Genomic DNA, 14,054 nt, shown 5'->3' on the forward strand with positions numbered 1-14,054 from the left:
CGGAGACCGGATCCGAGACGGGGACCGGATCCGAGACGGGGACCGGATCCGAGACGGGGACCGGATCCGAGACGGGGACCGGCCCGGAGACGGGGACCGGCCCGGGAACGGAGGTGGGCCCGGGAACGGAGGTGGGCCCTTCGAGGCGGCCACCGGCGACGGGCCGCCGCTCCCGCCCGGCGCGGCCGCGCGGCGAGCCGCGGAGGTGCGCACCGCCTTCGAGGGGCTCCGGCAGATCCGTGCGGTCCTCGGGACCGAGGGACCGGCCGCCTGGGAACGGGAACGCCCCCTGCAGGCGGTCCCGCTGGCCCTGGAGGCGGCCGGCCTTGCGCCCTCCGCCGTCGATCCCTCGACGGACCGCCGTACCGCCACCGGCTACCGCGCCACTCCCGGTGAGGCCCCCGGCCGGGTGCGGGTGGAATGGGCCGGCCCGCCGGGCGGCGGCGCCCCGGCCGACGAAGCCGATCGCCTGGCGGCCTGCGCGGAGGCCCTGACGGGACTCGGCTGGCAGGCCCTCCTCTACCGCGGCCCCCGCGGCCGTCGCTTCCTGGAGGTGGAGCCGCCGCGGCCGACGTGAACCCCGCACCGGAAGGGACCTGACGGCGAGACCGAACAGCGGAGCCGAACAGCGGAGCCGAACAGCGCGGTCGGGCCTGGCCTGTACCGGCACGGCCGGTACGGGCGGCCGCCACGGGCGTCGGCGGTACCCGGCCGGGTCCCGCGGGCGCCCGGCCGGGACCGCCGCGACCGGCGGACCCGGCGGACCCGGCGGACCCGGCGGACCCGGCGGACCCGGCGGACCCGGCGGACCCGGCGGCGGGAATGGTGGGGACGGCGTCCCGGCGCCGGTGATGCCGGGTCAGTCCGGGTGGCGGAGCAGGCGGAGGGCGTTGGCGACCACGATCAGCGTGGAGCCCTCGTGGACCAGGACCGCCGGGCCGATGCCCAGGCCCAGGGCGGTGGCCGGGACCAGGACGGCGACGATGCCCAGGCTCAGCCAGAGGTTCTGCCGGATGATCCGGCTCGCCCGGCGGCTGAGGCCGGTGAGGAAGGGCAGTCGGCGCAGGTCGTCGGACATCAGGGCGATGTCGGCGGTTTCCAGGGCCACCGGAGAGCCGGCCGCGCCCATCGCGACGGCCACGGTGGCGCCGGCCATGGCGGGGGCGTCGTTGACCCCGTCGCCGATCATCGCGGTACGGCCGCCGTCCCGGCGGAGCCGGGCGACCTCGGCCGCCTTGTCCTCGGGCATCAGGCCGCCGCGGACCTCGTCCATGCCCACGGCCCGGCCCACGGCCGCGGCCACCCGCCGGTCGTCCCCGGACAGCATGACCATCCGGGTCACGCCCAGGCGGCGCAGTGCGGTGACGGTCCCGGCGGCGGCCCCGCGCGGGGCGTCCATCAGGCCGAGCACGCCGAGCCAGCGGTCGCCGTGCCGGACGAGCATCGTGGTGCGGCCGGCCGCGGCGAGTTCCTCGGTGCGGGCGCGGAGCGGCGGCGGTACGGGCGGGCCGTCGAGCGTGCCGGCGTGGGCGAGGCTGCCGATGTGGACGGGCCGGCCGTCGAGTTCGCCGGTGACGCCCCGGCCGACCACGGCCCGTACGTCCACCGCGCGGGCGGGGGTGCCGGGGGCGTCGCGGACGACCGCCCGGGCGAGCGGGTGGTCGCTCTGCCGCTGTACGGCGACGGCGACGCGCAGCAGTTCGGCGCGCCCGGTGCCGGGGGCGGGCTCGACGTCCGTCAGCCGGGGACGGCCCTCGGTGAGGGTGCCGGTCTTGTCGAAGGCGATGGTGCGGACCCGGCCGAACTCCTCCAGCGGGGCCCCGCCCTTCACCAGTGCTCCGCTCCGCGCGGCCCGCCCGACGGCGCTGAGCACGGCGGCGGGGGTGGCGATGGCCAGGGCGCAGGGGCCGGCCGCGACGAGCACGGCCATGGCGCGGTAGAAGGAGTCGGTGAAGGGTTCGCCGGCCAGCACGCCGGCCGCGAGCAGTACGGCGACCAGGACGAGGACGGCCGGTACGAAGATCCGCTGAAAGCGGTCGGTGAACCGCTGGGTGGGTGACTTGCGGTCCTCGGCCTCCCGGACCAGGCGGACCACGCGGGCCAGGGTATTGTCCGCGGCGAGGCGGGTGACGGCGATCTCCAGGGTGCCGGAGCCGTTGACCGTCCCGGCGTGGACCAGGTTCTCGGGGCCGGGCGCGGTGTCCGGGCCGGCCGTCGGGCGCTTGTCGGCGGGGACGCTCTCCCCCGTGACGGCGGACTGGTCGACGCTGCCCGTCCCGGCGGTGACCCGGCCGTCGGCGGGGATCCGGGTGTGCGGCCGGACGAGCACGGTGTCGCCCACGGCCAGGTCCTCGACGGGCACCTCCACGGGCACCTCGGCGGGCACTTCGGCGGGCACTTCGGCGGGCACTTCGGCCGGGGCGTCCGGCAGGGCATCGACCGGCATCGCGGCCGGAGCGGCAGCGGTGGCGTCGGCGGTGCCGGCGGAGCGGAGCCGCCGCGCCGTACGGGGGGCCAGCTCGCCCAGGGCTTCGACGGAGCGGCGGGCGCGCCCCAGTGCGTAGCCCTCCAGGGCGTGGCCGAGGCTGAAGAGGACCAGCAGGACCGCGCCTTCCTCCCACTTCCCGATGGCGGCGGCGCCGGCCGCTGCGACGAGCATCAGGAAGTCGACCTGGAAGGTGCCCCGGCGGACGGCGGCGAGGGCCTCGCGGAGGGCGAAGAAGCCTCCGAAGGCGTAGGCGGCCAGGAACGGCACGGAGGAGAGGGCCCCGCCGCTGCCGGTGAGGTCCAGGCCCAGCCCGGTGAGGTAGGCGGCGAGCGCCGACAGGGCGAAGACCAGCTCGGTGCGCTCGTGGTTCGGCGGCCGGGGTGCCTGCGGGCCAGGCGCCCGCGGGGTCCGGCGCGGCGGGTCCGCCAGGGCGGTGCAGGTGCCGCAGGCGGGGTCCGCGGTGCGGTGCGCGGTGTGCGCGGCGTACTCACTCGATGAAGTCATGACATCAACATATCAGCAGATTCAAATATATGGATGTCTGGACGTCATGATCCCTGCCCGCCTAGGCTTCGGCCATGGAACCCACGCTCCCGGAGACGGACGCCGAGGCCGTCGCGGAGGTCCTGCAGGGCCTGGCCTCCCCGGCCCGGATCCGCATCCTGGCGCACCTGCTGGACTCCCCGTCCGCGGTCGGCGACCTGGCCGCCGACCTCGGACTCTCGCAGCCCACCGTCTCCAACCATCTGCGGCTGCTCCGGCACCTCGGCCTGGTGGCCGGGCACCGGTCGGGCCGCAACGTGACGTACGAACTGCACGACGCCCACGTCACGGCCCTGCTCCGGGCGGTCCTGGCCCACGTGGGCCACACCGCCCGGTCCCGGTGAGCCGCTACGGCCCGAACGTCAGGGTCAGCTGCGGGGTGCCCTCGTTGGCGGCGGCCTCGGAGGACCACAGCCAGAGCGCGTCCGTGCCGGTGGCGGTCAGGGCCAGGTCGTAGCCGCCGCCGAGCGCCGCCGACACCGCCGCGGTGTTCAGGGCGGTCGTGTGCACGGCCGAGCCGTCCGGGATGCCCGGGAAGGTGCCGAGCACGGTGGCGCCGAGCGCCGGACGGTCGGCGTACGTGGTGCCCGCCTCCGTCCACGCCCCGGTGACCGGGACCACGGAGACCGTGTCGGCGGTCCCGGCGCCCGCCATGGTGCTGGTCTTCACGCTCAGCGTGGCCGACTTGAGCACCGTCCCGGCCGGCGCGGCCGGCAGGTCGAACCGCAGGTAGGAGGCGTAGAGGGCGCTGCCGCGCACGGCCAGCGAGCCGGAGGTGCCGTAGTTGGTGCCCGGCGCCCCCGCGTTGGCGTACGTGTCCGCGGCCGCGGTGACCCGGGTGACGGTGTTCGCCGGCGCCTTGGCCAGGTTGTGGTGGTTCTGCACCTGCGCCGCCGTCAGCACCGTCGGGTAGACGGCCGTTTCGTCCAGCTGTCCGGCGAAGAACTCGCTGGTGGGGCGGTCCGGCCAGCCGCCGAGGCTGTCGCCGCCGGCCCGCCAGTACCCGGCGAAGTTCTCGTGGGTGGTGACGTTCAGGGTGCCCTTCTGCACCCCGTCGACGTACAGCACCATGCCGGACGGGCCCTGGGTCGCGACCACGTGGTGCCACGCGTTGTCGTTGTAGCGGTCGGTGCCGCCCGTGGTGATGGTCCGGGTGGCCCCCGTGTACACGCCGAAGACGAGCCGGCCGTCGTCGGTCATGTACAGGTGCTTGTCGTACTGGCTGCTGCCCCGCTCGGTGTTGTTGCCGAAGCCCAACAGCTTGCCGCCGCGGGTGGTTCCCGTCCTGACCCAGGTCTCCAGGGTGTAGCTGCTGCCGACGGTGGTCCGCCGGTCGCTGTAGACCTTGTTGTCGGACCCGTTGAAGCCGATGGCGGTGCTCGGCCCGGTGACGGCCGCTGGGGTCTGGCGCAGGGCGGGCGCGTTGTGGTGGACGCCGCTGGTGTTGCCGCCGTCCGAGGAGTCCGCGACGTAGGGCAGGACGGACTCGTCCCACCGCCAGTACAGCTGGGCGCCGTCCGAGCGCACCCGGTCGGGGTACGCCTCCGGGGCGGTGGGGACGGTCACCGTGGCGGTGGCGGACAGGGCGCTGGTGTTGCCGGCCGCGTCGGTGGCGGTGACCCGGTAGGTGTAGGTCTGGCCGGCGCTGACCGTGGTGTCGGTCCAGGACGCCTGGGGGCGGCGGAAGAACAGCGAGTCGGCGTCGACCGTGGCGATCGGGGCGGCGGCACCGTTCCGGTACACCCGGTAGGTCAGCCGGCTGTCGTCGAGATCGAGGCTGGTGCGCCAGCGGACCTGGACCTGGCCGGGCCGGAAGCTGACCGCGCTCGCGGCCGGCGTGGTGGGCGCGCCCGTGTCGCCGGTGGAGGCGAAGCGGGTGAGGCTCTGCTGGGCCGCGCCGTTGACGGTGGTGAACTCGCCACCCACCCAGAGGTACGGGACGGAGCCCTTGGAGCCGACGGTCATCACCCGCGGGCCGATGCCCTCGCCGATGCCGTCGTTGGTGTCCGGGGCCCAGCCGAGCTTGCCCACGCTCGTGGTGGGCTGGGCCAGCAGGTGGTTGCGGCGGCCGTCGGGGAACTCGCCGACGCTGGAGCAGTCGTGTGCGTGCGAGGCGCTGTAGAGCACCGCCTTGTACGGCAGGACCGCCTGGGTGGCGCCGAGGCAGGTGTCGCGCCAGCGCTGGTTGAAACCGGCGAGGTCCAGGGCGATCCGGCCGTCGAAGACGCCGCCGCCGGTGCCCTCGTTGGCGGTGTAGAAGCCGGTGGCGTCGGCGGCGATGTCCTTGACGACCGAGTTGGTCTCGATGAACCCCGGGTAGGCCCGGGTGACCGCCCCGCTGCCGGCGTCGACCACGGCCAACGCGTGCGAGGCGGTGCCGTTGACGGTGAAGAAGTCCCCGCCGAGGAGGACCTTGGTCCCGTCCGGGGTGACCTCGACGGCCCGGCCGGGCTCGTCGGCGTTCGCGGTGAACGGGCGCAGGGCGCCGTCGGACGCGGCGACGGCGGCGAACCGCTGCCGGGGCTGCCCGGCGACGGTCAGGAAGTCGCCGCCGGCGTAGACGGTGTCGCCGGTGACGGCCAGGGCCCGGACGGTGGCGGCGAAGGCCGGCCGGAAGGCGGCCTTCGGGGCGCAGGTGGCCGTGTCGATGGCGGCGAGGCTGCTGACCGGGGTGCCGTTGACGGCGCCGAAGTAGCCTCCGGCGTACAGGGTCTTCTTGTCCGGCGAGAGCGCCAGTGCGCGGACGGTGGCGGTGCCGCTCGCCACGGTGAAGGAGAGCTTGCAGGAGGTGGGGGCGCCGGTGGCGGCGTCCAGGGCGGTGAAGTTGACGGCGGGCTGCTCGGCCCCGCCGGATCCGCCGGGCGGCCGGACGGCGGAAAAGGTGCCGCCCGCGTAGACGGTGCCGTCGGCCTCGGCGAGGGCCCAGACGACGCCGTTGGGCTGCCAGGTGGGCAGCGGGTCGGCGGTGAAGGCCACGGGCGGTGTGATCGCCGCGGCCTCGGGTGCGGATCCGAGTCCGAGACCGGCCCCGGTACCCGCCACGGACAGGACGACGGCGGCTGTCAGCCACCTGCTTCTGCGCATGTACCCCCCTCTTGCTGGGCGATCGGCGTACGCATGACTGTGCGCCCGTACGACATCCGTACGGGCGCACAATAGGGCTACCGGCCGTCCCCGGCACCCGACTTGGCCGATTACCTGCCCATTGCGGAGGTGATCGGGGGCCGCGCCGCGAGGCGGGCCAGCAGACCCGCGCGGTGCCGCGGGTCGGTGGCGAGGCCGATGGCGGTCCAGGCCATGGCCAGGCCGCCGTCCAGCACGGCCCGGTCGGCCGCGTCGGTGATGCCGTAGCGGGTGAACTCCGGGTTGTGCATGATCGTGTCGCCGCAGTCGTAGCCGATCATCGGGTGGATGGTCGGGACGAAGTGGGAGACGTTGCCCATGTCGGTGGAGCCGCCGCGCAGGGTCGGATCGGCGTCCAGCACCCGGCGGCCGAGGTCGCGGGCAGCGGCCAGGTAGCGGCGGCCGATGTCGAAGTCCTGGCGGAGGTCGGCGTAGTCGTTGCCGACGGTCTCCAGCGCGAGTTCGGCGCCGGTGGCCAGCGCCCCGGCCTCGAAGCAGGCCCGCACCCGGGCCTGGAGTTCGGCCAGCTCCTCGCTGGTGACGGCTCGGCAGTCGTAGTCCGCGGCGGTGGCGGAGGGGATGACATTGGCGGCCTCGCCGCCGGAGGTGACCACCCCGGAGACCACCGCGCCGGGGCGCATCTGCTGCCGGTAGGCGGCGATGGCCACCTGGGCGATCATCATGGCGTCGGCCGCGTTGATGCCGCGCTCGGGCATCGCGGCGGCGTGCGCGGCGCGCCCGGTGTAGCCGACCTTCCAGCTGCTGATGGCCAGCGAGCTCATGCCGACCGAGTCCGAGGGTCCGGCGTGCACCATCATCGCGGCGGCCACGTCGTCGAAGGCGCCCTCGCGCATCATGTCGATCTTGCCGCCGCCGAACTCCTCGGCGGGGGTGCCGAGCAGCTTGACGGTGATGCCGAGTTCGTCGGCGAGCGGGGCGAGGGCCAGGGCGGCGGCCACCGAGGCGGCGCCGTTGACGTTGTGGCCGCAGGCGTGGCCGATGCCGGGCAGGGCGTCGTACTCGGCGCAGATGCCGATGACCAGGTCACCGGTGCCGGCGGTGGCGCTGAGGGCGGTCGGCAGCCCGTACGCGCCCCTGCTCACCTCGAAGCCGGCGGCCTCGGCGAGATCGGCGATCCGGCGGGCCGCGCGGTGCTCCTCGTAGGCGAGTTCGGGGTCGGCGTGCAGGGCGTGGCTGAGGCCGAGCACGGTGTCCTGGTGCCGGGTGAGGGTCTGCCGGGCGTGCTCGCGCAGCGCGGCCTCGGTGCCGGTCACGACCTCGGTGCCGTTCACCGCGTCGGTGCCGGTCGCCGCGTCGGGGCCGGTCACTGCGACGGGGCCGTCCGTGGTCATGCGCGCTCCTTGCGGGACTGGTCGCGGTAGAGCAGGGCGATGCCCGCGCCGGCCACGGACACCAGGGCGCACACGGTCCAGGAGGTGGTGTACGCGCCGAGCTCGGGGAGCACCTGCCCGGCGGGGGTGCGGGCGGCGAAGACGGTCAGTACGGCGGCCGCGCCCACCGATCCGCCGACGTTGATCAGCAGTTCGTTGATGCCGGAGCCCACGGAGGTCCGGTCCTGCGGGACGGCCTCGACCGCGAGGGTGCGGGTGGAGTGCTGCAGGAATCCGGTGCCGAGGCCCGCCACGGCGGTGCCGGCCAGGAAGAGCACCCGGTCGGAGTGGCAGGTGAGGGAGAGCAGGTAGCCGGAGGCCATCAGCAGCGAACCGGTGACCAGGGTGAGCCGGTCGGAGACCCGGGCGGCGACGGCCGGGGCGATCAGTGCGCCGAGGGCCAGGACCAGCAGGTTGGGCAGCATGGCCAGCGCGATGGCGAAGGGGTCCAGGCCGAGCCCGTAACCGGTTTCGGCGGGGCTGGTGCCCAGGAACACCGGGTTGGCGACCTGCAGGCCGAGCATGCAGAAGGTGAAGGTCAGGGTGACCAGGGAGACGACGACCACGTTGCGGTGCCGGAACATCCGTACGTCGATCATCGGCTCGGCGGTGCGGAGTTCCACGGCCACCCACAGCGCGGTGACCAGCACGCCGCCGATCAGGGAGCCCAGCGTCCTGGCCGAGGTCCACTCCCAGCCGGGGGTGCCGCCGAGGCCGAGGCCGAGCATGACGGCCACCAGGCCGAGGCAGAGCAGGATGCCTCCGGCCCAGTCCACCCGGCCGCCGGGCCGGTGGTCGGACTCGGGGAGCAGCGGCCAGGTGACGGCGAGGGCCAGGCCGGTGGCCACGGCCGGCACCCACAGGGCCGCGGTGGGGCTGTCCACGGAGCGGGCCACCAGGCCGCTGGCGACCAGGCCGAAGGAGAGGCCGCCGACCAGCGCGGCGACCATGATGGCGATGCCGCGGCGGCTCTCGGCGCTGCCCCGGTCGCGGTTGCGGAGGATGCCGACCAGCAGCGGGAAGAAGCCGGCGAAGGCGCCCTGGAGGATCTGGCCCACGAGCAGCATGCCGAAGGAGCGGCTGAAGCCCACCAGGACCGCGCCGAGGAGCACGATGGCCAGGTTCCAGCGGAGTACGCGGCGGTGGCCGTAGAGGTCGCCCATCCGGGAGAGCACGGGCGTGAACGCCACGCTGGCCAGCAGGTTCGCGATGCTGATCCAGTTGAGGTCGGCGGCGGTGACGCCCAGGGTGTCGGTCAGACCGCGCAGCAGCGGCGAGAGGAAGCCCTGGTTGATGCCGGAGACGAGCTCGACGAGCGCGACGGCGGCGATCACGGCCGCGGCCGGGGTCGCCCGTACGCCCCGCCGTCTGACGGTGTCCGTGGGGGCAGCGGTGTCCGTCATACGTACCACCTCGTTCGGGAGAAGCCCTCGCGGGCCGGGCAGGAAGGGGGCGGACCGCCTCGGCCCCGGCGTTCGCCAGGGGCGGATGTGCGGATTCCGCATGACAATGTCGCCAGAGGGACCACCCGCGGGCAAGAGTGACCGTCAGAGTCGGCCGAACGCGGCATCGAGCCCGTCCATCACGGTGGATTCCGGCGTCAGGGCCTGTCCCTGCGCCCGGCACGGACAGCCGTTCCGCGTGCGAGAGGATGCGCGCCATGACCAACGGACAGCGCGGCGGGACGCCGCTCCCGCTCGACGCCGTCGACCACGAGGTGCTGCGCGCCCTGCACCGGGATCCGCGGGCCGCGTTCGCCGAGGTGGCCGCGGCGGCCGGGGTGCACGAGCGGACCGTGGCCCGCCGCCTCGACCGGATGACGGCGAGCGGCCGGGTGGGGTTCACGGCCGCGCTGATCCCCGAGCACCTCGGCGAAGGCGTCACGGCGGAGCTGGCCGTGCGCTGCGCGCCCGGGCGGGTGCACGAGACCGCGCTGGCCCTGGCCCGGCGGCCGGAGACGCGGTCGGTGGAGGTCGCCACCGGCGCCCTCGACGTCTTCGCGGAGCTGACCGCGCCGGACCACGACGCACTGCTGACCCTCATCGACTCGGCCGTCGGCCGGCTGGCGGGGGTCGTCGACATCCACTCCTCGGTGGTGCTGCGGCTGCTGCTGACGGCCAGCGACTGGGCCCCGTACGACGACGAGCCGACCGGCGTCCGCCGGCACGCCATGGAGGGCCGGCTCCTGCCCGAGCCGCCGGCCGTGGACGAACTGGACCGGACCCTGGTCGCCCTGCTGAGCCGGGACGCCCGGATGTCCACCACCCGGCTGGCGCGCGAGCTGCGGGTCGGCGAGACCACCGCGCGGCGGCGGCTGGCCCGGCTGATGGGATCGCACGTCCTCCACCTGCGCCTGCACGCGGACCCGGCGGTGCTGGGGTATCCGGTGGAGGCCCGGTTCCGGATCGGCGTGGACCACCGGCGGCTGGGGTCGGCGATCCAGCTGCTGGCCCGGGAGCCGGCGGTCCGGCACCTGGTGGTGACCACCGGGAGCACCAATCTGCTCGGCTACTCCAGCCACCGGGACACCCGCGCGCTGCACACCTTCACCACCAGCGTGTTCGCCCAGCTGGACGGGGTCACCCAGGCGGAGACGGCCCTGCTGATGCGGACGTACAAACGGGCGGGCGTCGCCGAGCAGGGCTGACCCCGGCCCGGGCGTGCCCATGGGTCCGTACCGGATCGGGCAAAAGCGTCCCGGAGCGGGCGCCGGGCGCTCTACGGTGCGGGGAGGGGCAGGCACGGCACGGCACGGAGGGCGGGACGGCGGATGGACGCTAGGGACGCGAGGGACCCAAAGGACTCCGTGGAGTCGCCGGACCCACTCGATTCGGCGGACTCGTCGCACTCGTCGGACGCGTCGTACTCGGCGGACCCGGCGGACCCTGCGGACTTATCGGACTCGTGGGACGAGGAAGAGGACCGGCGGCTGGCCCTGATCACCCCGGAGATCTCGCGGCGGACCATCGGGCTGCTGCGCCAGCTGGTCGGGCTGGAACCCCCCGAGCGGGTCCCGGAAGGCGCGATGGTGCTGGCCGACGCGGTCCTGGCCGAGCACGGCCCGGACGGACTGCGGGTGCTGGTCATGACCCTGTCCTCGTGGGCCACCGCGCAGATCGAGAACGTCGCCGAGCTGAGCCGGCGCAGCCACGAGGCCGTGCTCGACTCCATGGAGATCGCCTGCCTGGAGGCACAGGAGGGGGACTGACGGGGCGGACACACGCCCCGCGGAAGGGTTTCTTCCGTCCGGCAGCGGACACTGGAGGGACGGGGGGCCCTGATCGGAGGCCGTCGTGAGCACACCTTCCCCCACGCGCATCGCCGCCGCCCTGTCCACCGAGCACCGCGGACGGCTGATGTCCTTCGCCCGAGAGGTCAACTTCCCCGAGGGGGCCCGCCTCTTCGAGGAGGGCCGACGGGCGGACTCGTTCTGGATCGTCCGGTCCGGCACGGTCACGCTGGAGCTGCCGGTGCCCGAACGCCGCCCGGCCGTCATCGAGAGCCTCGGCCCCGGCGAGCTGGTCGGCTGGTCCTGGCTGTTCCCGCCGTACGTGTGGCAGCTCAGCGCCGAGGCGATGACCCCGGTGCGGGCGTACGAGTTCGACGGGGAGACCGTGCGGATGCAGATGGACGCCGATCCGGCGTTCGGATCCGCCGTCGGCCACTGGGTGGCGCGCGTCCTCGCCTACCGCCTGCAGCAGACCAGGACCCGGCTGCTGGATCTCTACCTGCCGCGGACCGGCAGCTTCGGCTGACCCGCGGGTGACGACACGGAGTCGGATCGCGTCATTTTCCCCGGGCCCCTCCCCCACCGGACCGGCGGCTCCGGGACATCGGCGCCGGACCGGGTCCCGGAGGGTGGGCCGGACCCTGCCCCCCAGGTGGGGCCCGGTGCGGATCGGACGATTCCGAGCTCGGCCGCGTCGCAGGTCGCGGCGTCGGCGCGGCCACGGACTGCACACATGCAGTCACCACACGTGACGCGAAATCGTACGGGCGAGCGGCGCCCGGCGCCGAGGTGAGCAAGACTCCTGTCCGTTATCCGGAGTCAAGATCCGAGGAGTGTTCGCAATGCGATCCATCATGCGCAGTCTGGGACTCGCGGCCACCGCCACGGCGATGACCGTGCTCGCCACACTGGCCTGGTCCGGGCCGGCGGGCGCCGCGCCGTCCGGGGCTGAGCGCCTGTACGCGCCCTCCGCGCTGGTCCTGGACATCACCGCCGGGGAGGACGCCGACGGGGGGACGATCCTGCGGGCGGTCACCCTGTCCTGTTCGCTGACCCCGGCGGGGACGCACCCGGACCCGTCGGCCGCCTGTGCCGAATTACGCTCCGCCGGGGCCGAGTTCGACGCGATCACGGACGCCGGCCGCGAGCTGGCGTGCACCCGGGAGTGGGACCCGGTGACGGTGACCGCGACGGGGGTCTGGGAGGGCCGCCGGATCGGCTACGAGCACACCTTCGCCAACCGGTGCGCCATGCGCAACAGCGGCGGGTCCGTGTTCTCGTTCTGAGGGCGCCGGGTCCGGACGGGCGTCTCTCCGGTCACGCTCCGTTCCGGGCACCGCGTTCCGGGCACAGCGATCCCGGCACCGCGCTCCGAGCCCGATCGGGCGGCCCGTCGCGCACCTGCGACGGGCCGCCGTCATGTCCGGGGGCACTGCCCCGGTCAGGGCGCCGGACCCGGTCCGGGCGCCGGTCCGGGTCCGGGTGCGGGTCCGGGTCCGGGTCCGGGTCCGGGTCCGGGTCAGCCCAGTTCGAGGCTGGTCACACCGTAGATCCCGGCCCGCTCCACCTCGGGCGCGGGCCCGGTGTACATCCGGGCGGCCTCGAACGTGGGCGCCAGACCCAGCTGTTCCACGAGGGTGGTGGCGGCCCGGTTCGCGTCCGGTACGTCCACGGCCACCGGCCCGCCGGCCCGCTCCGCCAGGCCGTGCACGAGGGCCGCGGCGATGCCCGGCGTCGCGGCGTAGAGCGGACCGATCCGCGATGCGCCGCTGCACGGGCGGACCACGCCGAGGCCCTCGATCCGCCCGTCCCGGACCGCCGCGAGGGCGGTGCGGCCCGGCAGCCCGGTCCAGGCGGCCAGGAAGGCGTCACGCGCCTCGGGGAAGAACCGCCGGTCATAGGCGGCGAGCAGGGCGAAGGGCAGGGTAGCCGCGTCGACGACCGAGACGCCCGGGCCGACGTCGGCCGGGCCCGCGGAGCCCTGCGGTACCCCTTCGTACCGGACGTTGTTCCAGGCCGGCAGGAAACCGGACTTGCGGTAGTTCTCCTGCTGGTCCACCACCCCGTCGAGACCGACCAGGCGGCCGTCGAGCCGGGCCATGCCGGCCTGCCAGACCTGGATGCCGTAGCCCTGGCCGCGGAATGCGGGGTGGGCGATGTAGAACCCGATGAAGCCGAAGCCGGGGCCGTAGCGGACCGCGGAGATGCAGGCGGCGGGCTTCCCGTCGACCCGCCCCAGCAGGAAGCCCTCCGGATCGGCCACGGCGAACGCGTACCGGTCGGTGGCGCCCGGGTTCCAGCCCTCCTCGTCGGCCCACGCGGTGAACAGTGCCATGTCTGCGGCGCTCGCGCCGGTGATGTCAAGTCCCCTCATGCGGGGTGTTGTACCAGATCGTGCCCGGCTCCCCGGCGGGTTCCGGCCCGCTCGCGGAACCCGCCGGGGAGCCGGCCGCGGGCGGTCAGTGCCCGCCGCGGGGCTCCAGGCAGCCGCCCTCGACGTACGCGCCGTGCGCCTCCACCTTCGGCGGAGTGCCCAGGAACCCGGTGACGCAGGGGCCCGCGCCGGGGACGAAGAAGGCGAAGCCGAGGGCCCCGCCGGAGGTGAACACCTCGCCCGAGGTGGTCCGGTAGCCCAGCCCTTCCAGGGACTTGCGCAGGGCGTCCTCGGTGGTGGGGGCCGTCTTCCCGGTGCCGAACAGGCCCTTGCCGATCCGCGCGGCGTGCGCACGGCCCCGGCACTCGGCCTCCGGCGACAGCTCGGCCTGCGCCCGGAAGGCGTGGTTCTCGGCGTACTTGGCGGCTTCGGGATCCAGCGGTTCCGTCGGACGGGGGGTGCCGGTCGGACTCGGGGACGCCTGGGCGTCCCTGCAGCGTGCGGCGATGTCCGGGAAGGTGCGGTCGTGCTCCTGCTTCCCGGCCGCCGCGGAGGCCGCCGCCTGCCGTACGTAGTCGGGAGTGGCGGAGGCCGATGCGCCGGAACCGGCTCCGGCCTTGGTCGTGCCGCAGGCGGTGAGGGCGAGCGCGCCCGCCAACAGAGCGGCCAGGGCGGGAGCGTGGACGTGGCGGCGGATCAACTCGGTTCTCCCGGTGCATCGGAGGACAAGGACGGAAGGGAAGGGCAGGGAACGGCAGGGAACGGAACAGAACGGAACCGATTCTGCACGGAGGCGCCGACAGCCGGCCTGAGTACCCCTACTCAGATGCGCACGGCCGAGGTTCACCCGTCCGTGGCGCACGGGCCGGTTAGGCGTCCGCCGCGGTGAGGCATGCTCCCAGCGGA

General features: G+C 74.7%; 12 protein-coding genes. 6 read left to right on the top strand and 6 right to left on the bottom strand.

Going from position 1 to position 14,054, the window contains the following annotated elements; genetic code table 11:
- The first annotated feature begins 64 nt into the window (after nt 1–64).
- Nucleotides 65–577 carry a hypothetical protein gene (locus AB0O36_RS06965; RefSeq protein WP_365105445.1) on the top strand — a complete coding sequence of 171 codons (513 nt, stop codon included), beginning with the start codon at nt 65–67 and terminating at the stop codon, nt 575–577.
- 282 nt (nt 578–859) lie between these two features.
- On the opposite strand, the gene AB0O36_RS06970 is transcribed toward AB0O36_RS06965, so the two are convergent.
- Nucleotides 860–2,992: a heavy metal translocating P-type ATPase gene (locus AB0O36_RS06970; protein ID WP_365105168.1), complete on the bottom strand. Its 2,133-nt coding sequence runs from the start codon at nt 2,990–2,992 to the stop codon at nt 860–862.
- A gap of 74 nt (nt 2,993–3,066) precedes the next feature.
- On the opposite strand from AB0O36_RS06970, the gene AB0O36_RS06975 reads away from it, so the two are divergent.
- The gene (locus AB0O36_RS06975; protein ID WP_365105171.1) at nt 3,067–3,375 is read left to right on the top strand and encodes a metalloregulator ArsR/SmtB family transcription factor; all 309 of its coding nucleotides are present in this window, start codon (nt 3,067–3,069) and stop codon (nt 3,373–3,375) included.
- 4 nt (nt 3,376–3,379) lie between these two features.
- Here the strand turns inward: AB0O36_RS06975 and AB0O36_RS06980 are convergent, their stop codons facing one another.
- The 3 genes from AB0O36_RS06980 to AB0O36_RS06990 all read right to left on the bottom strand — a co-directional run bounded on the left by AB0O36_RS06980 (nt 3,380) and on the right by AB0O36_RS06990 (nt 8,948).
- A complete protein-coding gene (locus AB0O36_RS06980; RefSeq protein WP_365105174.1) occupies nt 3,380–6,115 on the bottom strand; it encodes a DNRLRE domain-containing protein in 2,736 nt (911 codons plus the stop codon).
- 110 nt (nt 6,116–6,225) lie between these two features.
- Nucleotides 6,226–7,506, bottom strand: a complete 1,281-nt coding sequence (locus AB0O36_RS06985; protein WP_365105177.1) for a M20 family metallopeptidase — start codon at nt 7,504–7,506, stop codon at nt 6,226–6,228.
- On the bottom strand, nt 7,503–8,948 hold the full coding sequence (locus tag AB0O36_RS06990) for an MFS transporter (protein ID WP_365105179.1): 1,446 nt from the start codon (nt 8,946–8,948) through the stop codon (nt 7,503–7,505). Before AB0O36_RS06990 ends, AB0O36_RS06985 begins: the two co-directional genes overlap by 4 nt.
- Before the next feature lie 257 nt (nt 8,949–9,205).
- Here AB0O36_RS06990 and AB0O36_RS06995 point away from each other — a divergent pair, with 257 nt between their 5' ends.
- The 4 genes from AB0O36_RS06995 to AB0O36_RS07010 all read left to right on the top strand — a co-directional run bounded on the left by AB0O36_RS06995 (nt 9,206) and on the right by AB0O36_RS07010 (nt 12,060).
- The gene (locus AB0O36_RS06995; RefSeq protein WP_365105181.1) at nt 9,206–10,192 is read left to right on the top strand and encodes an Lrp/AsnC family transcriptional regulator; all 987 of its coding nucleotides are present in this window, start codon (nt 9,206–9,208) and stop codon (nt 10,190–10,192) included.
- A gap of 159 nt (nt 10,193–10,351) precedes the next feature.
- Entirely contained in the window at nt 10,352–10,753 is a 402-nt protein-coding gene (locus tag AB0O36_RS07000) for a hypothetical protein (protein ID WP_365105184.1), read from the top strand.
- Between the two features lie 85 nt (nt 10,754–10,838).
- Nucleotides 10,839–11,300: a Crp/Fnr family transcriptional regulator gene (locus AB0O36_RS07005; RefSeq protein ID WP_365105186.1), complete on the top strand. Its 462-nt coding sequence runs from the start codon at nt 10,839–10,841 to the stop codon at nt 11,298–11,300.
- Between the two features lie 316 nt (nt 11,301–11,616).
- The gene (locus AB0O36_RS07010) at nt 11,617–12,060 is read left to right on the top strand and encodes a subtilase-type protease inhibitor (RefSeq protein ID WP_365105189.1); all 444 of its coding nucleotides are present in this window, start codon (nt 11,617–11,619) and stop codon (nt 12,058–12,060) included.
- Nucleotides 12,061–12,293: 233 nt separating this feature from the next.
- Here the strand turns inward: AB0O36_RS07010 and AB0O36_RS07015 are convergent, their stop codons facing one another.
- Together AB0O36_RS07015 and AB0O36_RS07020 are read right to left on the bottom strand one after the other, a co-directional pair.
- Entirely contained in the window at nt 12,294–13,148 is an 855-nt protein-coding gene (locus AB0O36_RS07015) for a GNAT family N-acetyltransferase (protein ID WP_365105191.1), read from the bottom strand.
- Between the two features lie 85 nt (nt 13,149–13,233).
- Nucleotides 13,234–13,848, bottom strand: a complete 615-nt coding sequence (locus AB0O36_RS07020; RefSeq protein ID WP_365105194.1) for a hypothetical protein — start codon at nt 13,846–13,848, stop codon at nt 13,234–13,236.
- Between the last annotated feature and the right edge of the window lie 206 nt (nt 13,849–14,054).

Source organism: Streptomyces sp. NPDC089799 (assembly GCF_040684755.1).
Lineage (GTDB): Bacteria > Actinomycetota > Actinomycetes > Streptomycetales > Streptomycetaceae > Streptomyces.

What these genes read in the sequence shown, in the direction of transcription:
- AB0O36_RS06970 (WP_365105168.1), bottom strand. Translation starts at nt 2,992, where the DNA reads ATGACTTCATCGAGTGAGTACGCCGCGCACACCGCGCACCGCACCGCG.
- AB0O36_RS06995 (WP_365105181.1), top strand. Translation starts at nt 9,206, where the DNA reads ATGACCAACGGACAGCGCGGCGGGACGCCGCTCCCGCTCGACGCCGTC.
- AB0O36_RS07010 (WP_365105189.1), top strand. Translation starts at nt 11,617, where the DNA reads ATGCGATCCATCATGCGCAGTCTGGGACTCGCGGCCACCGCCACGGCG.
- AB0O36_RS06980 (WP_365105174.1), bottom strand. Translation starts at nt 6,115, where the DNA reads ATGCGCAGAAGCAGGTGGCTGACAGCCGCCGTCGTCCTGTCCGTGGCG.
- AB0O36_RS06990 (WP_365105179.1), bottom strand. Translation starts at nt 8,948, where the DNA reads ATGACGGACACCGCTGCCCCCACGGACACCGTCAGACGGCGGGGCGTA.
- AB0O36_RS06975 (WP_365105171.1), top strand. Translation starts at nt 3,067, where the DNA reads ATGGAACCCACGCTCCCGGAGACGGACGCCGAGGCCGTCGCGGAGGTC.
- AB0O36_RS07015 (WP_365105191.1), bottom strand. Translation starts at nt 13,148, where the DNA reads ATGAGGGGACTTGACATCACCGGCGCGAGCGCCGCAGACATGGCACTG.
- AB0O36_RS06985 (WP_365105177.1), bottom strand. Translation starts at nt 7,506, where the DNA reads ATGACCACGGACGGCCCCGTCGCAGTGACCGGCCCCGACGCGGCGACC.